Here is a 16,516-nt window from a genome sequence, read left to right on the forward strand (position 1 = left end):
TTCGACTTTGGCATCGGGTCGCATCATGGTGAGCTGGCTCCTGAGAGAATCGGGAGCACAGCATCCAACATCAGCTAAGCGCTTCGAATGTGGGGTTTATGGAGCGCTTACCGGGCAACACTGCTTGGAACCCGGCTTATCGACAGCACGTGATGCAAAACCTTGGGCGTAACTGGGGTAAGGCAAGGGGAGGGAAGGTCAGTAGCTAGCAGATTAAAACAGCAGTGCAGTGAATCGCGCTGCGCGCCCTGGCGGGCTTACCCAAAGGGGCTCTGCCCCTCTGGACTTCCCGACCTCGCCGGTAGCAGGGGCCGCTGGGAAAAGCGCCCAGCAGCCCCCGCACATAGGATTTGGATTGCATTGCGCCAAGGGTTCGCTTCGCCGTCATCCTCGCCCGGTCCCGCTTCGCGGGCTGCGGCCTCCGGTGACGCCCTTGACCCCCCCTGCCTACCTAGCGCTGAAATTGTCTTGTTTTTGATCATTGAGTAGTTGGAGTGCCCATGAATACTCCAGAAATCATCGACGTTTCGGATGCGGAAATGCTTCGTCGTCAAAAAGCAGTTGATTACGCTCGCGCGTCGCTTGCGCTTGAGGGTTTTGTAATCAGCAACGATGAAGAGCAACGTGCCCAGGCCTTCGTGAACGGCAAGCTGACCCTTGCTGAATTTATCTCTGTAGAAATTGCTCAATAGCTGGAGGCTGGGTCAAGGGCATCACCGCAGGCCGCAGCGGAGCGGAGCCCGAAGGGCGAGCACCGAACGGGTGAGGATGATGGGCAAAGCCTTTACCCTTGATGCAGCTGTAAGCGACCAAGCCTAGCGACAGGGGAAGGAACAAGGCGAAGCCGCCGGACCTGCCCCTGCCGCCCGTCCGGCAAGGATAGGACGCGGAATGCAACCGAAGGGGTTGCCCAAGCGAAGCGCGGAGTTTGTACGTAGCTTCTTTGATTTTTTGTTCCGTATCCACATGGACAATGTACCAACTGACCATGTCTTTTCCTAGCTACCGGTAGGTCTTACATTCGATCCGACTACATATTTCCATCCCGCCGCACATATCTGCCCTGTCTATACCATACGCATTGCATTTCCTGCTCATGAAAAATTTTGGCTTTAGTGCTTTGTTCTAGCTAGATAAAATACTTTCGAGGGCGTTGTTAGAGAAGATCTGCATAATTACTTCCTTTAGTAGCTTTTCTCCAATCTCTACTATAAATTCTTCATGTGAATCGCTAAACATAAACTCTCCAATCTTGTTGTGGGCTATGGAGCAGCGTATACGATAAATCCAATAAGCTGTTAAGTTTAATATGAATTGATCTAGTGATTTGCTTGTGTCCTTCGAAATCAAGCTTAACTGTTTTGCTTTTGAGTGAGTATGATCATTACCTTGAAGAAATATGAGTAAGTTAGCCCATTTTGTTTGATCAGAAGTTACGGGGTTTCCATCTTTTGAGTGATCTTGGAAGACGGCTTCCATAGTCGTGGTATATGGCGTGCAGTTTGCCATGATAGATAGTAGTGCTTGTGAGTCGCTGGCGTAGTCTTTAAATATTCCTTTTAAAGACTCAAGTTCTTTTTTTTGATAATCCTTTACAACGTTGCTAAAACCTTCAATGGAATGTTTGGGTAGACCTCTTACTTTCGAAACAAAAATAACATCAAAGAGAAGCTCAAGCTGATGGTAGTATTTTAAGAATCGATCAAAACCATTCGCGGCTGATATGGCTTTTTCAAGGTCTGCATTATGACGAATTGTGGGTGTGAACATTTTTCTAGACATTACTATCTTTGTAATTGACTTTTTGTATCTAGGGCTACGTGGTTTATGAGTGAAGCCGCCCCAAATTGGGGCGGACTCAAGGAAGTCTGAAACGTAGCGAGTGATGAAGTCTTTATGAATAAGCAAGTAGTGGCTTTTGAAATTGTGTGACTGGCTAAGCCCGAACTGATCATCGTCTATGTCGTGAATAAATGCATTTAGTTTATGGGCGCTCAACTCATTGACTGAATAAATATCACCCGTTGCCCCCGTTGGACACAATACCCCCAATAAATTCCCATGCTCATCATTGATATCAATATCTTCTTCTGCATTGATTGAGCATTCTAGCTCGAAGACAGGCAAAGCAATAAAATTATTAATAATAAAATGCTCTTCTGTACTCCACTCAGGATGAAATTCACTGCCAGCGTTTTCAAAAAGCTGGATAATGGACTGAATATGTTTTGAAATCCCTTTAAGGTTCATTTATCACTCCGCCGCAGATGGCCAGCATCTTTGCAGTTTTACTTCACCGTCTTCGCGGAAAAATTCTTTAAATCCCGTCGCTATAAGTTTTCTTGTGGCAAAGCCAACGTTTGTTTTTCTCGCGTTCAAACCTGACTTGACTGTATTAAAGCTTACGATGCCCAGCGGGTCGATTATTTCTGCATTTTTAGCGTCTTCAACTAGTGATGCAAGCGCAGCGTCAACTCTGTTTCTTTTGTCAAGATTAATGTATTGTGATACTGCACCAAAAAACGCTAACATTACGTTTTCCGTGCCAAGCCATGGGGCAGCATCTTGCAGAGCTTCTCGTTGAAATTGTAGATTGTCATCATCTTTTTCTGCAAATAGCAGTTCAAAATCTAGAGAAGTGTAATGGTTCCAACACAGTTGATCCAGCTCATAAAATATCCGTAGATATTTTATGTAGTCCTCGAATTGCTCTGTGAGTTCTTGCTCGGTGGAATCGAAGGCGTCTTCATCAATGAGACGCTGTGCTACAAGATTTTCTTTGTCAGTCTCATGTTGCGCCGTGATAAAGGCATGATACGACGAAGCTATATTATTTAGAGAGTATTTGTTTGGCTGAGTTCTTCTTTTGGTATCCTTCTCCCTGATAATTTCGATTCCATCAACTTTGCTGACAATGGTTTCTCGTAGTGAAAGAAACAATAGCTCAACTTGGTGTCGCATGGACATAGCTTTTTGCCCAGAGTTGAGCACTATCATTCTGTAAATTAACTTGCTGATTTCCGGCTCAAGCCAGAACTCCAAAAGAAGCTCTTGATTTTCTTTGAACTGTATGCCTTCTGACTTTATGTCAGAAAGAATGAAGGTTCGTTGAAGGCCGTCGAGGATGTCTACTACATCATGCCCAGATAGTAGTTGCTCCAATGCGGCGTCATCATGAAAACTGCTAGTTATCTCATCCACGAGATGATGCTTCACGGACAGCGTAATTGAAGGAAGTAATGATCCTTCAATTATATCATTTTTTAACCGTTTATATGCTTTGTGAGTTTCTCTTTTGCGCTGTATGGAGAACTCTCCAAATCGCTCTCCCACAATGTCTAAATAGCGCTCCGGTGATGCCTGGCAGTATATAACGTGAGAACCACTTTTTAGATCGATGGTTTTTCCGATAACTTTGAATGTCATACGATGCTCCCAGAGAATTCGTAGAATGAAATTTCCACTTCAATTTTATGCCGTGCGTTTAGTCACTGTCGACGCAGACAGCGAAACGTGATAATCCTGATAAGACTGGTGCCTGGCTTGAGGTCATTGCACGACATAGAAATCCATTCCTTTAGGTGTAGGTCTCAAGTTCTCAACCCGCGAGGCACTTGTCAACTAGGAATCTACGCTAGCCTCAGAACGCTGACTGTCGATGTGCGTAATTCGTACTTCCGTAGGTACGGTTGGCTCGTAAGTAAATACTCACAGGTATGTGCGGTAGCGATTGACATGACTTGCAACCGGCGGCTTCAGGCCGGGTAGGGTGCCTGACTTCGACCGTCTTTATGCATGGTCAGACCTCAGTTTCTTCCGGCGTGTGCAGAGCGCCATCGACCTCAAACCATAGATTTGAATCTGCTCTCCAGCTTCATATGGCTGAGCGGCCGAGCCGGCCGAAGGTTCTTCGTTCTGCGATAGATAAGTGATGCCTTCGTACTCCTGGTTATGTGACTGCAATACACGTATGGGCCAACACCAACTGCTTTCACCCATGAAATCTACGTGGCCCGAGGGTGTCGTAAGGCCTTCAGGAAACGCATGCATTAATCGCGAAGGAGGTGCTGCCGAAATGGACGTTAATATAGAAATCAAGACAGACCGAAATTATCAATAATATATTGAGCGTTCTACGAAGAATTGCTGTCTCGTGAATCCTCTAAACGTGAAGCCAACGGCATCGGAACAAGTGATGATATCTGATGTACAGCATGCTTAACATTTTTATAATCGTCTCCCTCATTGTCCAAATAGCAGCATTTCAAAGCAGCCAATATCGCGATAGGTCGGTTTTCTGAAAGTGACTGCCGCTTGCATAGCTCTCGCGCCTCGCTGGCTGCATGGGGCGGCGATGAAGGGTTCGCTACATCAGCAATAATATGTCTGTAGTTAGCAACCGTCTGACGTGTAACTCGTGCTTCCTTTGCCACAAGGGTCAAGCGAAGCTGTTCGCCCCTCCTATGGAGGGCATGACAGGCAATGCGGATCTTGTTTTCAGTTTCCTTCTGCCGCACTTCATGTGTACGCTTTGCTGCAAGCCTTTGCCGCTGTTTCAGTGGAAGTGAGCGATCTAACGCCATAACTCCCCGGCAGCAGCTCGAGTTGCCCCAATACTTGGTCCACGTCCAACGGCTGACAGACCTAACGGTGGCACGGATTGAGGACAAGGGTAGGTTTCCAGTCTGGAACCCCTGACGGCTGAAATTGTTGATGTTTGCGGCATATGTATCGAGCAACCGACAGAACGACTCGAAATTTCCTTCCTCACGCTGTTGGCCGACCACGCTGTATGCGTAGTAGCGCAGCTTCTCAAATAAAATTACGTGCCTGGATTCAGGCAGGTCTTCAAGTCTCGATGCCTTGCTCCAAGACGAAACCTGCGTGTCCACATAATCAGCCAGATCAGCAAGCTCATAGACGCTGTCATGTAGCTCCGTCGTAAGCCACCAAGGGTGGCCTGGTGTCTTGGCTACTGGTCCGCTGCTGTAGTCCGGGTCTGCCTTGAGAATCAACGCAAAGGCAAAGTAAACCGCTTTCATATACTGAATCGGTCTGTCTCTGGCCTTCTCTGACGTGCATACGGGGGAGATGGCATAGTACAGATGGGAATGCCCGTTTACGCGGTTACGCACTATCAGATTGGGTTGCGGAAGGCCTAGATCATCCCAGATCAAGGAGTTCGCGTGATCTAGGTCAAAGATCAACCACGACACCATTTCGCGCCGGTTGATCTGCATGTAGGGGAATCGAATTGCATGCACACGTGGTCGAACCAGCGCGGCGGTTTTGTTATCACTACAACGCGCGAGGTAAGGCGATTCAATAAGAATTCTGTTGAGGGCGGTCCCCTCTTCAAAGTAGCGGGTTGGGACGGCTTTAGCCTTGCTTGTCTGTTTTTTGCTTTGTGCGCTATCGGTAACGGATGCCGAGGCCAAAGCATTTGAAATTGCGTTCATGTTCCCGCCATTCGGCGGTAAGATGATTAAAACTGGTTTCTTCGACTTGTGCGAAGTCGAGGTGCCAGCCATAATCAGCTCACCTTCTTATGTGAATCGAGGGGGATTAGAAACAGGTTTCTACCGTCGAAAGAGAAAACCTGTTCTAACTACTCCAAAAGGCCCGGCTACCACGCCGGGCCTTTTGGTTTCTGCTTTTTGGTTACTGCACCATGCGGCATGCTGCCTAGATCTTTAACGGAAATTCTGATCGTTCGCTAGTGAAAGTAACTTGGCGTAACCCTTCCCGAAACCTTCGATTTGACTGGCTAGGGCTGTCCAGATCCAGTCGTCGAGGATAGTTATTCCACTATTGCATCTAACCCTAGGGCGTCATTGACTTGGATCGCGCGGAAAAATACCCGGCGTCCAACCCTTACCACGGTTGGCTTTAGCTTTCGAGACAAGTCTGAGTCCGTGTACATTGCGACCCTGAAACCGTCTGGAGACCTATCCAGCAAGTCCGCGACTTGGGCCATGCTCATCAAAGGACCGAATCGGTCCAAAAGATATTCTTCAGCAGTCATGAGGTCTCCGTACTGGTCGTTTGTCATTGTGACCATGTTGGTAGCAGTTGAGCGTATCTTTGAGTAGTTATAGGCAGCCGTCAAATGGGTATGTGTTGATTTTCGACCAGGACGTATTAGTTTGGATTAGTGGAGTTGCCTATCTGCATTTGCCAATTTATATAGTCTTGGTCGTGCTTTTTGGTGTTAGGTCTAGGATTTATAGGGTGTTGATTGAAAACTATTAATTTTAGGTATTTGATATAATTTATTTTTACTTATTTTTTTCCTTCAGGCTGTCAAGCCTCACAACCAGATCCTCCGCCCGAAGATGCGTATAGCGCTTCAACATCTGCATCGACTTATGACCACTGATGGCAGAAACCTCTTGGTCAGATAGCCCGCCTTCGACAAGCCGACTCACTGCCTCATGGCGCAGGTCGTGAAACCTGAAGTCAGGTAGGTCGAGCTTCTTCTTCAGCTGACCCCAAATTTTCGTGAAGGTATACGGCCGACGCTTCCCGTCCTTTCCAGGCTCGCCGAAGAACACCAGATTGCAGTCGATTGGTCGCACCGGGTTATCAATCGCAGCTTTGAGTACTTCGGTGGCGCGCTTGCTTAGAGGCACAGTGCGCGAGCCGTCGTTCTTTGTGTCGGAGAGACGTATGACGCGCTTTGCCAGATCCACTTGAGGTCGACGTAGGGATGAGATCTCTGACGAGCGCATGCCCGTTTCCAACGCGATGCAAACAATCCAGCCCAACATAGGATTGCTATGTCGATTCACGGCCGCGAGCAGAAGACGCTCTTCCTCCGGTGATAGCCTCCGATCACGACCATCCCCAGGGCTAGGCTTACGGATGTTAAGCACTGGGTTGAAGGTCAGACCCAAACCCCACTCCTGAATCGCTACGGTGTAGAGGTGGCTCAATAGGGCCAGTTCAAGGCGCACAGTGTTGTTGCTAATGGTCCCACCACGGCAGGGCTCGTTCAGGCGCTTCTCGCGATAGCCGGCGATGATGTCAGCGGAGAGCGCAGCCAGTGAATATTTGCCCAGGTGCTCGAGGAGTTTCTTGGCTTCCGAGGTTCGCCACGCTGAGTGGTGGGCTTCTTGGTGGGGGTAATGTCGCTCAGGTAGCGCTTCAGGGCTGCTTCCAGTGTCCTCCGTTCAGAGCCGCTACGCTGGATGTAAACCCCCTGGCCATTTCATCTTCGGTGCGTCGTGACCAGTCCGCTGCATCTCGCTTCGTACGGAAGGTTTTGGCTTCCGTGGGCCAGCCAGTTTTACGAATGAGTGCCTTCCAAGTGCCAGAAGGGGTTTTGACTAGTGTTGCCATCTGAAAGCACTCCAAAGGTGTACTAGCGCATCAGCACTGTACCTAAATTGTCCCCTTGGACCATAGGACTGTATCAGTGGAGGACCATCCAGAAACACGAAAGCCGCGCAATGCGCGGCTTTTTATTTGGTGGGCCCACACGGACTCGAACCGTGGACCAAGGGATTATGAGTCCCCTGCTCTAACCAACTGAGCTATAGGCCCTCAGTAGGCGGCGGATTATAACGACGGTTTACGCGCTGTGCTATCCGAAACGTCTGAAACGGTTGTACGAAGAAATGTCGTGCAGAATTCCTGCGCGCGCAGGGGGAGGCTGACGAGGTAGCCCTGGATTTGTTCGCAGCCCTCGTTCGCCAGGAATTGCTGTTGTTCGAGGGTTTCGACGCCTTCGGCGATGACCGTCAGTTGCATGCTGCGGCCCAGCGCGATGATGGCGCGGACAATCGCCGCATCATGGGGGTCATCAGGTAAACCGCGCACGAACGATTGGTCGATCTTGAGGATGTCCAGCGGCAGGCGCTTGAGGTAACTGAGTGATGAGTAGCCGGTGCCGAAATCATCGATCGCCAATTGCACGCCGAGTGTTTTCAAGCGATGCAGCACTGAAAGCGCCTCTTCGGTCTGCGACATGATGAAGTTTTCGGTGATCTCCAATTGCAGACAGCCTGGCTGTAACTGGTGCTGGAGCAGCAGACGCTCGATTCTGTTGACCAGGTTGGTTTGACGCAGCTGCGCGCCGGCAAGGTTCACTGACAAAGGGCCGAACACGGCGTAGCGCTGGTTCCACTCATGCAATTGCCGGCAGGCCGTATCGAGCACCCATTCGCCGATCTGCAGGATCATGCCGTTTTCTTCTGCCAGCGGAATGAACCGCTCGGGTGGAACATCGCCGAAGGTGGGGTGGAACCAGCGTATCAGCGCTTCGGCGCCGACCAACCGGTGTGTCAGCAAGCTGATCTTGGGTTGGTAGGAAAGGGTGAACTCATTACGCTCAATGGCGCGCCGCAGCGCGTGCTCCAGGGCTATCCGCTCGCTGGCCTGAGCGGTTAGATCGCGCGTGTAGTGCTCGACGCGGTTGCGCCCCTTGGCCTTGGAGCGATACATCGCCGCGTCAGCATTTTTGATCAGCGTGGCGACATCTGCACCATCAGTGGGAAACAGCGCGCTGCCGATGCTGGTGCTAATGAAGAATTCGTGTTCGCCCGCCTGAAACGGTGCCGAAAAGCTATTGAGCAGCTTGGTTGCCACGACTTCGGCGTCACCTGGGTTCTGCAGGCCAGGCAACAGGATGATGAATTCATCGCCCCCGAGTCGCGCGACAGTGTCGATGTCGCGCAGGTTCTCCTTCAGGCGCACCGCAATGCTCTTCAGCAGCAGATCGCCGACGGGGTGGCCGAGGCTGTCGTTGATGTGCTTGAAGCGATCCAGATCCAGAAACAACACTGCGCCGAGGCTGTAAGCCGCTCTCGAGTGAATCAGCGCGGCGTGCAGTCGGCTTTCAAACAGCGTCCGATTGGGCAGGCCGGTCAGCGGGTCGTGGTGCGCCTGATAATCCAGCCGTGCCTGAGCCTGCTTCAGGCTGGAAATATCAGCGAACACCGCGACAAAATGGGTGATGAATTTATCGCGATTGCGCACGGCACTGATGGTCAGCCAGCTCGGGTAGATTTCACCATTTTTGCGCCGGTTGCTGATCTCGCCCTGCCAGTGACCTTCGGCCGTCAGTTGATACCACATGGCGGCGTAGAACGCGCTGTCGTGGAATCCGGACGCCAGGAGACGCGGTGTCTCGCCGAGGGCTTCTTGTTCGCTGTAGCCGGTGATCTCGCTGAAGGCGCGGTTGACGGCATTGATCCGCTGTCGGGTGTCGGTGATCAACACACCCTCCGCCGTGCTCTCGAACACCGTCGCGGCCAGTTGCAGTTTCTCCTGCATCTGGTGGCGGTCGGTGATGTCGCGCGCGATGGTGAGCATGCAATCCTCACCGGCAATCGGCAGCGGTCGCGCGGAAATCTCGCACAGGCGGATCTGACCATCCCTTCGACGAATGTGGCTGGTGAAGTCCTTCACGAAGCCGTCGCGGCTCAATTGCTCAAGCAGTTGCTGTCGCTCGTTCAGGTCTACCCAGATGCCCAGGTCAAGGGTGGTACGGTCTACGGACAGCGAGCTGTGATAGCCGGTGATCCGGCTGAAACCGTCGTTCACCTCCACCAGCAATCCGTCGTTTTGCCGTGTAATCAGCAGGCCGTCTGGCGAAGAGTGGAACGCCTTGGCAAATTTCTCTTCGGACATTTGCAGCTGTTGCTGGGCTTCTTTGAGCGGCGTGATATCCCTCACCACCAGGACCACTGCGGCCGTGGAGTCCAGATCAAAGGGCTCGGCTGACAGACGCCCGGTGAACAGGCGACCATCACTGCGCCGAAACGGCATTTCCAGGTTGCGGATGCTGCCCTTCTGAAGGCGTTGCAGCAGACTGTGGCCGATGTCGGGAATGCCCCAGATATTCAACTCGGAGGGCACCCGTCCAACAACGTCGACCGGGCTGACGCCAATCTGCTCTGCAAATGCCGGATTGGCCTCCAGAAAACAGCCATCGGAAAGGCGCGCGATCACTAGCATGTCAGGGCATTGCGCGAACACCGAGGCGAATTTCCCTTCTGACAGGCGTAGCGCTTCTTCGGTCTGCTTGGCTTCGCTGATGTCGATCATCAGCCCGCGCATCACGGGCTCTCGGCCATAGCCGATCATGCTCACGATGTCGCGAATCCAGACCACCCTGCCGTCAGCGCTCAGGACTCGGTAATCGACGCTGTGATCATTGCCTTCTGCCACCTCACGGTCGCAGTAGGCTTGGGCGTAATCGATGTCCTCAGGATGAACGATGCTGCGCCAGAATCCGGGCCTTCGCCACTGGTGCAGTGGATACCCCAGCAATTCCTGCGCATGGGGCGAGACGTAGTTGTATGAGTAATCGTGAGTGTTGGCTTCCCACGCGATGGCCGAAAGGCTCTCGATCATCCCGCGATAGTGGTACTCGCTGCTGCGCAGCTCTTGTTCCAGCGCGATCCGGCGGGAAATTTCCGAGCTAAGACGGCGGTTGATCCGCACCACAATGGTCAGCACCAGCAGTCCGGGCAGTCCGATCAGTAAAAACTCGTGCCAGAGCTCGCTGCGTTCGCTGGCATGGATACCTGCCGGCAGTGCGACTGACGAATCCTTCAGATCGTTGAATTGTTCTGGTGAGCGCGTTTGATCGACACCGACGAATCGATTGCTGAGCAGGAGAGCGGATAAGTTGTGGTTTATACCGACTGGATTTCTGGATTGGGCGTCTTCGTTGGACTGTAACCCTTGCCGCATCGCTTGCCCGTCATCTTCGTTGTGAAGCAATGCCTGGGCGGAGACTGCAGCGGGGGCAAGCAAGCATATGAGAGCAATGGCCGGCATCCAAATCATGGCAGCCTCGGTGATTCATTGGTAATAATCAAACGAGTGTAGCCGGGGTGGACAACAGTGGCACTGTGCCGAAAATTTATTCCTTAAAACGCAAAACCCCCAGCAATGCCGGGGGTTTTGGTATGACGCGTCGCTTACTCGTCGAGGAACGAGCGCAGGTGTTCGCTTCGCGTCGGGTGACGCAGCTTGCGCAACGCTTTGGCTTCGATCTGACGGATACGCTCACGGGTTACATCGAACTGCTTACCGACTTCCTCAAGGGTGTGGTCAGTATTCATGTCGATACCGAAACGCATACGCAGGACCTTGGCTTCACGGGCGGTGAGGCCCGATAGCACTTCGCGCGTCGCTTCTTTCAAGCTCTCTACCGTGGCGACATCGATTGGCGACTGCATGGTCGAATCTTCGATGAAGTCACCCAGGTGGGAATCTTCGTCGTCACCGATCGGCGTTTCCATGGAGATCGGCTCTTTCGCGATCTTCAACACCTTGCGGATCTTGTCCTCAGGCATTTCCATGCGTTCGCCCAGCTCTTCCGGCGTCGGTTCGCGACCCATTTCCTGCAACATCTGACGGGAAATGCGGTTGAGCTTGTTGATCGTCTCGATCATGTGCACCGGAATACGAATGGTGCGTGCCTGGTCAGCGATCGAGCGAGTGATCGCCTGACGAATCCACCATGTGGCGTACGTCGAGAACTTGTAACCACGACGGTATTCGAACTTGTCCACCGCCTTCATCAAACCGATGTTGCCTTCCTGGATCAGATCGAGGAATTGCAGGCCACGGTTGGTGTACTTCTTGGCGATCGAGATCACCAGACGCAGGTTGGCCTCAACCATTTCTTTCTTCGCGCGGCGGGCCTTGGCCTCACCGATCGACATCCGACGGTTGATGTCCTTGATTTCCAGAATGGTCAGGCCGGTTTCTTCTTCCAGCGCGGTCAGCTTTTGCTGGCAACGCTGAATGTCGGCCTGAAGACGACCAATGGCTTCAGCGTATTTGCTTTTGCCTTTGGCCAGCCCATCGGTCCAGCTCTGGTCAACTTCGTTGCCCGGGAACTGGCGCAGGAAGTCGGCGCGCGGCATGCGTGCATCACGAACACACAGCTGCATGATGGCGCGTTCCTGGGCACGCAGACGCTCAAGGGCACCGCGGACGCGCTCAACCAGACCTTCAAACTGTTTCGGAACCAGCTTGATCGGCATGAACAGTTCGGCCAAAGCCAACAGTTCGGCGTTGGCCTGCTTGCTGCCACGACCGTGCTTTTTCAGCGCCTTGAGGGCGATTGCCATCTGGTCTGAAACGGCACCGAAGCGCTGTGCGGCGATGACGGGATCCGGACCGCTTTCGACCTCGTCCTCTTCATCGTCGGAAGCGTCGTCCTCTTCGTCGTCAGCCCCTTCGACCTTCTCGGCCTTGGGATCTACCGGCGGCGGGACTTCGGCTGGCGGCGCTATGCCGTCGTCCGGGTCGATATAGCCGCTCAAGACGTCGGACAGGCGACCTCCTTCGGTGGTGACGCGGGTGTACTCGGAGAGAATGTGCTCGACCGTGCCAGGGAAGTGCGCGATCGCGCCCATCACTTCACGGATGCCTTCTTCGATACGCTTGGCGATTTCAATTTCGCCTTCACGTGTCAGAAGCTCGACGGTACCCATTTCGCGCATATACATGCGCACTGGGTCAGTCGTGCGACCGATGTCGGTCTCCACCGCAGCCAACGCGGCAGCGGCTTCTTCAGCGGCTGCCTCGTCGGTATCGGCGTCAGCCAACATAAGGGCGTCCGCATCCGGAGCACTCTCGTGTACGGGGATCCCCATGTCGTTGATCATGCGGATGATGTCTTCCACCTGCTCGGGATCTGAAATATCCTCAGGCAGGTGGTCGTTGACCTCTGCGTAAGTCAGATACTTCTGCTCACGACCCAGGGTGATCAACTCTTTGATACGAGACTGCTGTTGCGCTTTTCCGGACATAACACCCTATCCACTGAAGGTCTTGGCGGGCAAAAAACAAGCCGGGGATTATACCCGAGCTATGACCTCACACGCCAGTTGAGGTCGGGGTTTGTGCAGGAACTTTGCGATTTAACAGGTTGAGCAGCTGAACTTTTTCTTCCGCGCTCAGGCCTGACTGCCGTTCCTTCCTGATCAATTGCTCCAGATGCCGCTCGCGTTGGCGGGCAGACAAGCTAGTTATAGTGTCGAAAAACTGTTGTTCAAGGTTATCGGCCGAGATCAGCCATTCCTTTTCCGCCAGTTGACGCAGCAATCGTCCTTGATCGGTGCCATGCCAGCGGGCAATCAACTGCATCGTGCGCAGCTTCGGGTTTTTCTGTGTAGCGTCGATCAGGGCCACCAGAAGCTGTGAATACACATTCTCTTCATCGGCGAACGTACTGGCGTTGGCGACCTGCGCTGACAGTTCAGGGTGATGCAGCAACGTTCTGAGTGCTGTCAACGCCGGCGGCTCAACCGTCGCCGGTGTGCGTGGTCCCCGAGGTTCGAAATCAGGACGCTTGCCGTTCTTGTCCCATTTCTTGCCTTTGTCCCACGGCTTCTTGTCCCATTTCTTCTGCTGACCGCCCGGCGCGCTCGGTGTCCATTCCTGCTGCGCCTGGTAATCGTGCTGCTGGTAATCGCCGTAATCCGGCACGGCGTCGTAATCGAAGCCCGGATCGTAGCTGGGTTGAGCTTCCGCCGGAGCGGACTGCATCAACTGGCTGACTGCAGCGGTGTCTAGCCCAGTGATCTCTTTCAATCGTCGACGCATCAGCTCGCGTAAATTGGCGCCCGGCACTTTTTCGATCAGCGGCGCGGCCAGCGTTACCATGTGTGCCTTGCCTTCCAGGGAGCGCGGGTCGGCCTCCTTGGTAAGTTGCTCGAAAAAATAGTCGGCCAGCGGTTGTGCGTGCTGGTTGATCCTGGCCTTGAATGCGTCGGTGCCTTCGGCGCGAACCAAGGTGTCTGGATCCTCCCCTTCGGGCAGAAACAGAAACCTCGCACGCCGGCCGTCCTGCAGGCCGGGAATCGTCGCTTCCAGTGCGCGCCAGGCGGCGTTTCGGCCAGCCTGGTCACCGTCAAAGCAGAACAACACGTTCGGTACTACACGAAACAGCCGCTTCAAATGCTCTTCACTGGTCGCCGTACCCAGCGTCGCAACGGCATTGCGCAAGCCTTGTTGGGCCAGTGCAATAACGTCCATGTAGCCTTCGACGACGATAATCTCGTCCAGGTTACGGTTAAATTTGCGAGCTTCGAATAAACCGTACAACTCCTGACCCTTATGAAACACCGGGGTTTCAGGAGAGTTCAGGTATTTGGGCTTGTCGTCGCCCAGTACCCGCCCGCCAAATGCAATCACACGGCCGCGACTGTCGCGAATGGGGAACATCACCCGGTCGCGAAAGCGGTCGTAGCGTTTGCCGGTTTCGGCGTTTTCGATCAGCAAGCCGGCATCGATCATCGCCTTCTGTTGAAGGGTGTCGCTGCTAAGGTGTTTGTAGAGGTTGTCCCAGCCAGGAGGGGCGAAACCCAGTCCGAAGTCGCGGGCAATCTCGCCTGACAGGCCGCGACCTTTTAGGTACTCCACCGCAGATTTTCGCGTTGGATGACTTTTCAGCGCAGCCCGGTAAAAATCGGCAGCGGCCGTTAATAAGGGGTAGAGCGGCGAATCGGTAGGCTGCCGGGGCTTTTGCCCTTTGACGCCTTGTTCGCGAGGGACTTCCATCCCGGCGGCTTTGGCCAGGTCTTCGACGGCCTGGGGGAAATCCAGGTTGTCGTGGTCCATGATGAAGCCGAGGGCATTGCCACCCGCGCCACAGCCGAAGCAGTAATAGAACTGTTTGTCCGGGCTGACGCTGAACGACGGTGTCTTCTCTTTATGGAAGGGACAACAGGCGCTGAAGTTCTTGCCGGTCTTTTTTAATTGAACGCGTGAGCTGACAACATCGACGATGTCGGTGCGGTTCAGGAGGTCGTCAATAAAACCTTGGGGAATCAGTCCGGCCATGGCGTTCTCATCATCAGGCGCCCCGCCAGAAAGATCGTGGCGAATCCAAACCGTAACGACGGTTGCTTGGTCAGTGTAGACGGGTCAACGCGGCCTGAATCAGGCTGGAAGAAATCGACGGGGTTTGTCTCGGTCGCATCTGCGGCGTCAACAGCCTCTGTCTTGTGTTGCTTGATCGGTGTCGCATTAGGCTAAAACTGCAACTGCCGACAGCCCGGCTTTGAAGGCCGGGCAAGGCAGAAGCTTGCGTCAGACGTCTGTATTAATACAGACGAACGGCGCGGCGCTGTTCGCGCTGTACTTTCTTGGCGTGACGCTTAACAGCAGCTGCTGCTTTACGCTTACGCTCAGAAGTCGGCTTCTCGTAAAATTCGCGGCTACGAACTTCAGCCAGAACACCGGCTTTTTCGCAGGAGCGCTTGAAACGACGCAGAGCTACGTCGAAGGGTTCGTTCTCTTTAACTTTGACGGCTGGCATCCAGAGCTACCTTCATTCATTACCGGGGTCAACGCTTACTGCAACGCTTGCACTAAGTACGTCGGTTTTTAAGGGTTGCGGATGTTAACCCCTTGCTTCGCGGAATGCAAAGCCTCTGATCGAAAAGCACTGGTCGCAGGCATGAGCGGCGACTATTATGCGCGCCTTCGAATTCAGCCTCCACAAGGCGTACCCCATGCTAGTACTGGGAATGGAAACTTCCTGCGATGAGACCGGTGTCGCGCTGTACGACAGCGCACGCGGGTTGCTTGCCGATGCATTATTCAGCCAGATCGACCTGCACCGGGTCTATGGTGGTGTGGTCCCGGAGCTTGCCTCGCGTGACCACGTAAAACGCATGCTGCCCTTGATTCGTCAGGTGTTGGCCGAGGCGGACTGCGCCGTTACCGAGATCGATGCCGTCGCTTATACCGCCGGCCCTGGACTGGTCGGGGCCCTGCTGGTGGGCGCTTCGTGCGCACAGGCTCTGGCGTTTGCGTGGGACATTCCGGCGCTGGGTGTTCACCACATGGAAGGGCATCTGCTGGCACCGATGCTGGAGGAAAATCCGCCTGAGTTTCCGTTCGTCGCTTTGTTGGTTTCCGGCGGCCATACGCAGCTGGTTCGCGTCGATGGCATTGGTCTTTACGAGCTGCTTGGCGAGACCCTGGACGACGCCGCAGGCGAAGCTTTCGACAAAACCGCGAAGATGATGGGCCTGAATTACCCTGGCGGTCCGGAGATTTCCCGTCTGGCGCAATCCGGTGTGGCCGGGCGATTTGTCTTTCCGCGTCCGATGACGGACCGTCCCGGGCTGGATTTCAGCTTCAGCGGGCTGAAAACCTTCTCGCTGAACACCTGGCAGCAGTGCCAGAGCACCGGGGACGACAGCGAGCAAACTCGTTGCGACATCTCGCTGGCCTTCCAGCAGGCGGTGGTGGACACTTTGACCATCAAGTGCAAGCGCGCGCTGAAGCAGACCGGGCTCAAACGTCTGGTCATTGCCGGGGGCGTGAGCGCGAACAAGGCGTTGCGCCTGTCGCTGGAGCAGATGCTCGATGGCCTGGGTGGCAATGTCTACTACGCGCGACCTGAGTTCTGCACCGACAACGGCGCGATGATCGCCTTTGCCGGCTGCCAGCGTTTGCAGGCGGGGCAGAGGGAAAGTCTGAGCATTACGGTTCAGGCGCGCTGGCCGATGGAGCAGTTGCCAGGTCTTTGATGGCA

The 16,516-nt window shown here is 53.7% G+C and carries 8 protein-coding genes, 1 tRNA gene and 2 pseudogenes; 2 read left to right on the forward strand and 9 right to left on the reverse strand.

The window, feature by feature from the left end; all coding sequences use genetic code 11:
• The first annotated feature begins 500 nt into the window (after window positions 1-500).
• Window positions 501-692 carry an antitoxin VbhA family protein gene (locus tag QWI20_RS24035; protein ID WP_004887784.1) on the forward strand — a complete coding sequence of 64 codons (192 nt, stop codon included), beginning with the start codon at window positions 501-503 and terminating at the stop codon, window positions 690-692.
• A 433-nt stretch (window positions 693-1,125) separates the two neighbouring features.
• On the opposite strand, the gene QWI20_RS24040 is transcribed toward QWI20_RS24035, so the two are convergent.
• From QWI20_RS24040 to rpsU, 9 genes and pseudogenes are all read right to left on the reverse strand, one after another.
• Entirely contained in the window at window positions 1,126-2,250 is a 1,125-nt protein-coding gene (locus QWI20_RS24040) for a hypothetical protein (RefSeq protein ID WP_369307545.1), read from the reverse strand.
• Window positions 2,251-2,253: 3 nt separating this feature from the next.
• On the reverse strand, window positions 2,254-3,426 hold the full coding sequence (locus tag QWI20_RS24045) for a hypothetical protein (RefSeq protein WP_369307546.1): 1,173 nt from the start codon (window positions 3,424-3,426) through the stop codon (window positions 2,254-2,256).
• A 707-nt stretch (window positions 3,427-4,133) separates the two neighbouring features.
• Window positions 4,134-5,531, reverse strand: coding sequence for a replication initiation protein (locus tag QWI20_RS24050; RefSeq protein ID WP_369307547.1), 1,398 nt, complete (start codon window positions 5,529-5,531; stop codon window positions 4,134-4,136).
• Between the two features lie 747 nt (window positions 5,532-6,278).
• Window positions 6,279-7,341, reverse strand: a pseudogene (locus tag QWI20_RS24055) (site-specific integrase).
• A 127-nt stretch (window positions 7,342-7,468) separates the two neighbouring features.
• Window positions 7,469-7,545, reverse strand: a tRNA-Ile gene (locus QWI20_RS24060).
• Between the two features lie 15 nt (window positions 7,546-7,560).
• Window positions 7,561-10,503, reverse strand: a pseudogene (locus QWI20_RS24065) (EAL domain-containing protein); the annotation flags it as partial.
• A 428-nt stretch (window positions 10,504-10,931) separates the two neighbouring features.
• Window positions 10,932-12,776, reverse strand: a complete 1,845-nt coding sequence (gene rpoD, locus QWI20_RS24070; RefSeq protein ID WP_133775473.1) for an RNA polymerase sigma factor RpoD — start codon at window positions 12,774-12,776, stop codon at window positions 10,932-10,934.
• Between the two features lie 67 nt (window positions 12,777-12,843).
• Complete coding sequence (dnaG, locus tag QWI20_RS24075) at window positions 12,844-14,811, reverse strand: DNA primase (protein WP_369307548.1); 1,968 nt, start codon at window positions 14,809-14,811, stop codon at window positions 12,844-12,846.
• A 262-nt stretch (window positions 14,812-15,073) separates the two neighbouring features.
• Window positions 15,074-15,289, reverse strand: coding sequence for a 30S ribosomal protein S21 (rpsU, locus tag QWI20_RS24080; RefSeq protein WP_002551877.1), 216 nt, complete (start codon window positions 15,287-15,289; stop codon window positions 15,074-15,076).
• A 196-nt stretch (window positions 15,290-15,485) separates the two neighbouring features.
• Between rpsU and tsaD the strand changes: the two genes are divergently transcribed.
• Window positions 15,486-16,511: a tRNA (adenosine(37)-N6)-threonylcarbamoyltransferase complex transferase subunit TsaD gene (tsaD, locus tag QWI20_RS24085; RefSeq protein ID WP_369307549.1), complete on the forward strand. Its 1,026-nt coding sequence runs from the start codon at window positions 15,486-15,488 to the stop codon at window positions 16,509-16,511.
• Window positions 16,512-16,516: the final 5 nt, after the last annotated feature.

This window comes from Pseudomonas sp. W2-17 (assembly GCF_041060445.1).
Classification (GTDB): Bacteria; Pseudomonadota; Gammaproteobacteria; order Pseudomonadales; family Pseudomonadaceae; genus Aquipseudomonas.

Excerpts from the sequence above, each read along its gene's own strand:
- QWI20_RS24035 (WP_004887784.1), top strand. The coding sequence starts at position 501 with ATGAATACTCCAGAAATCATCGACGTTTCGGATGCGGAAATGCTTCGT.
- QWI20_RS24040 (WP_369307545.1), bottom strand. The coding sequence starts at position 2,250 with ATGAACCTTAAAGGGATTTCAAAACATATTCAGTCCATTATCCAGCTT.
- QWI20_RS24045 (WP_369307546.1), bottom strand. The coding sequence starts at position 3,426 with ATGACATTCAAAGTTATCGGAAAAACCATCGATCTAAAAAGTGGTTCT.
- QWI20_RS24050 (WP_369307547.1), bottom strand. The coding sequence starts at position 5,531 with ATGGCTGGCACCTCGACTTCGCACAAGTCGAAGAAACCAGTTTTAATC.
- rpoD (WP_133775473.1), bottom strand. The coding sequence starts at position 12,776 with ATGTCCGGAAAAGCGCAACAGCAGTCTCGTATCAAAGAGTTGATCACC.
- dnaG (WP_369307548.1), bottom strand. The coding sequence starts at position 14,811 with ATGGCCGGACTGATTCCCCAAGGTTTTATTGACGACCTCCTGAACCGC.
- rpsU (WP_002551877.1), bottom strand. The coding sequence starts at position 15,289 with ATGCCAGCCGTCAAAGTTAAAGAGAACGAACCCTTCGACGTAGCTCTG.
- tsaD (WP_369307549.1), top strand. The coding sequence starts at position 15,486 with ATGCTAGTACTGGGAATGGAAACTTCCTGCGATGAGACCGGTGTCGCG.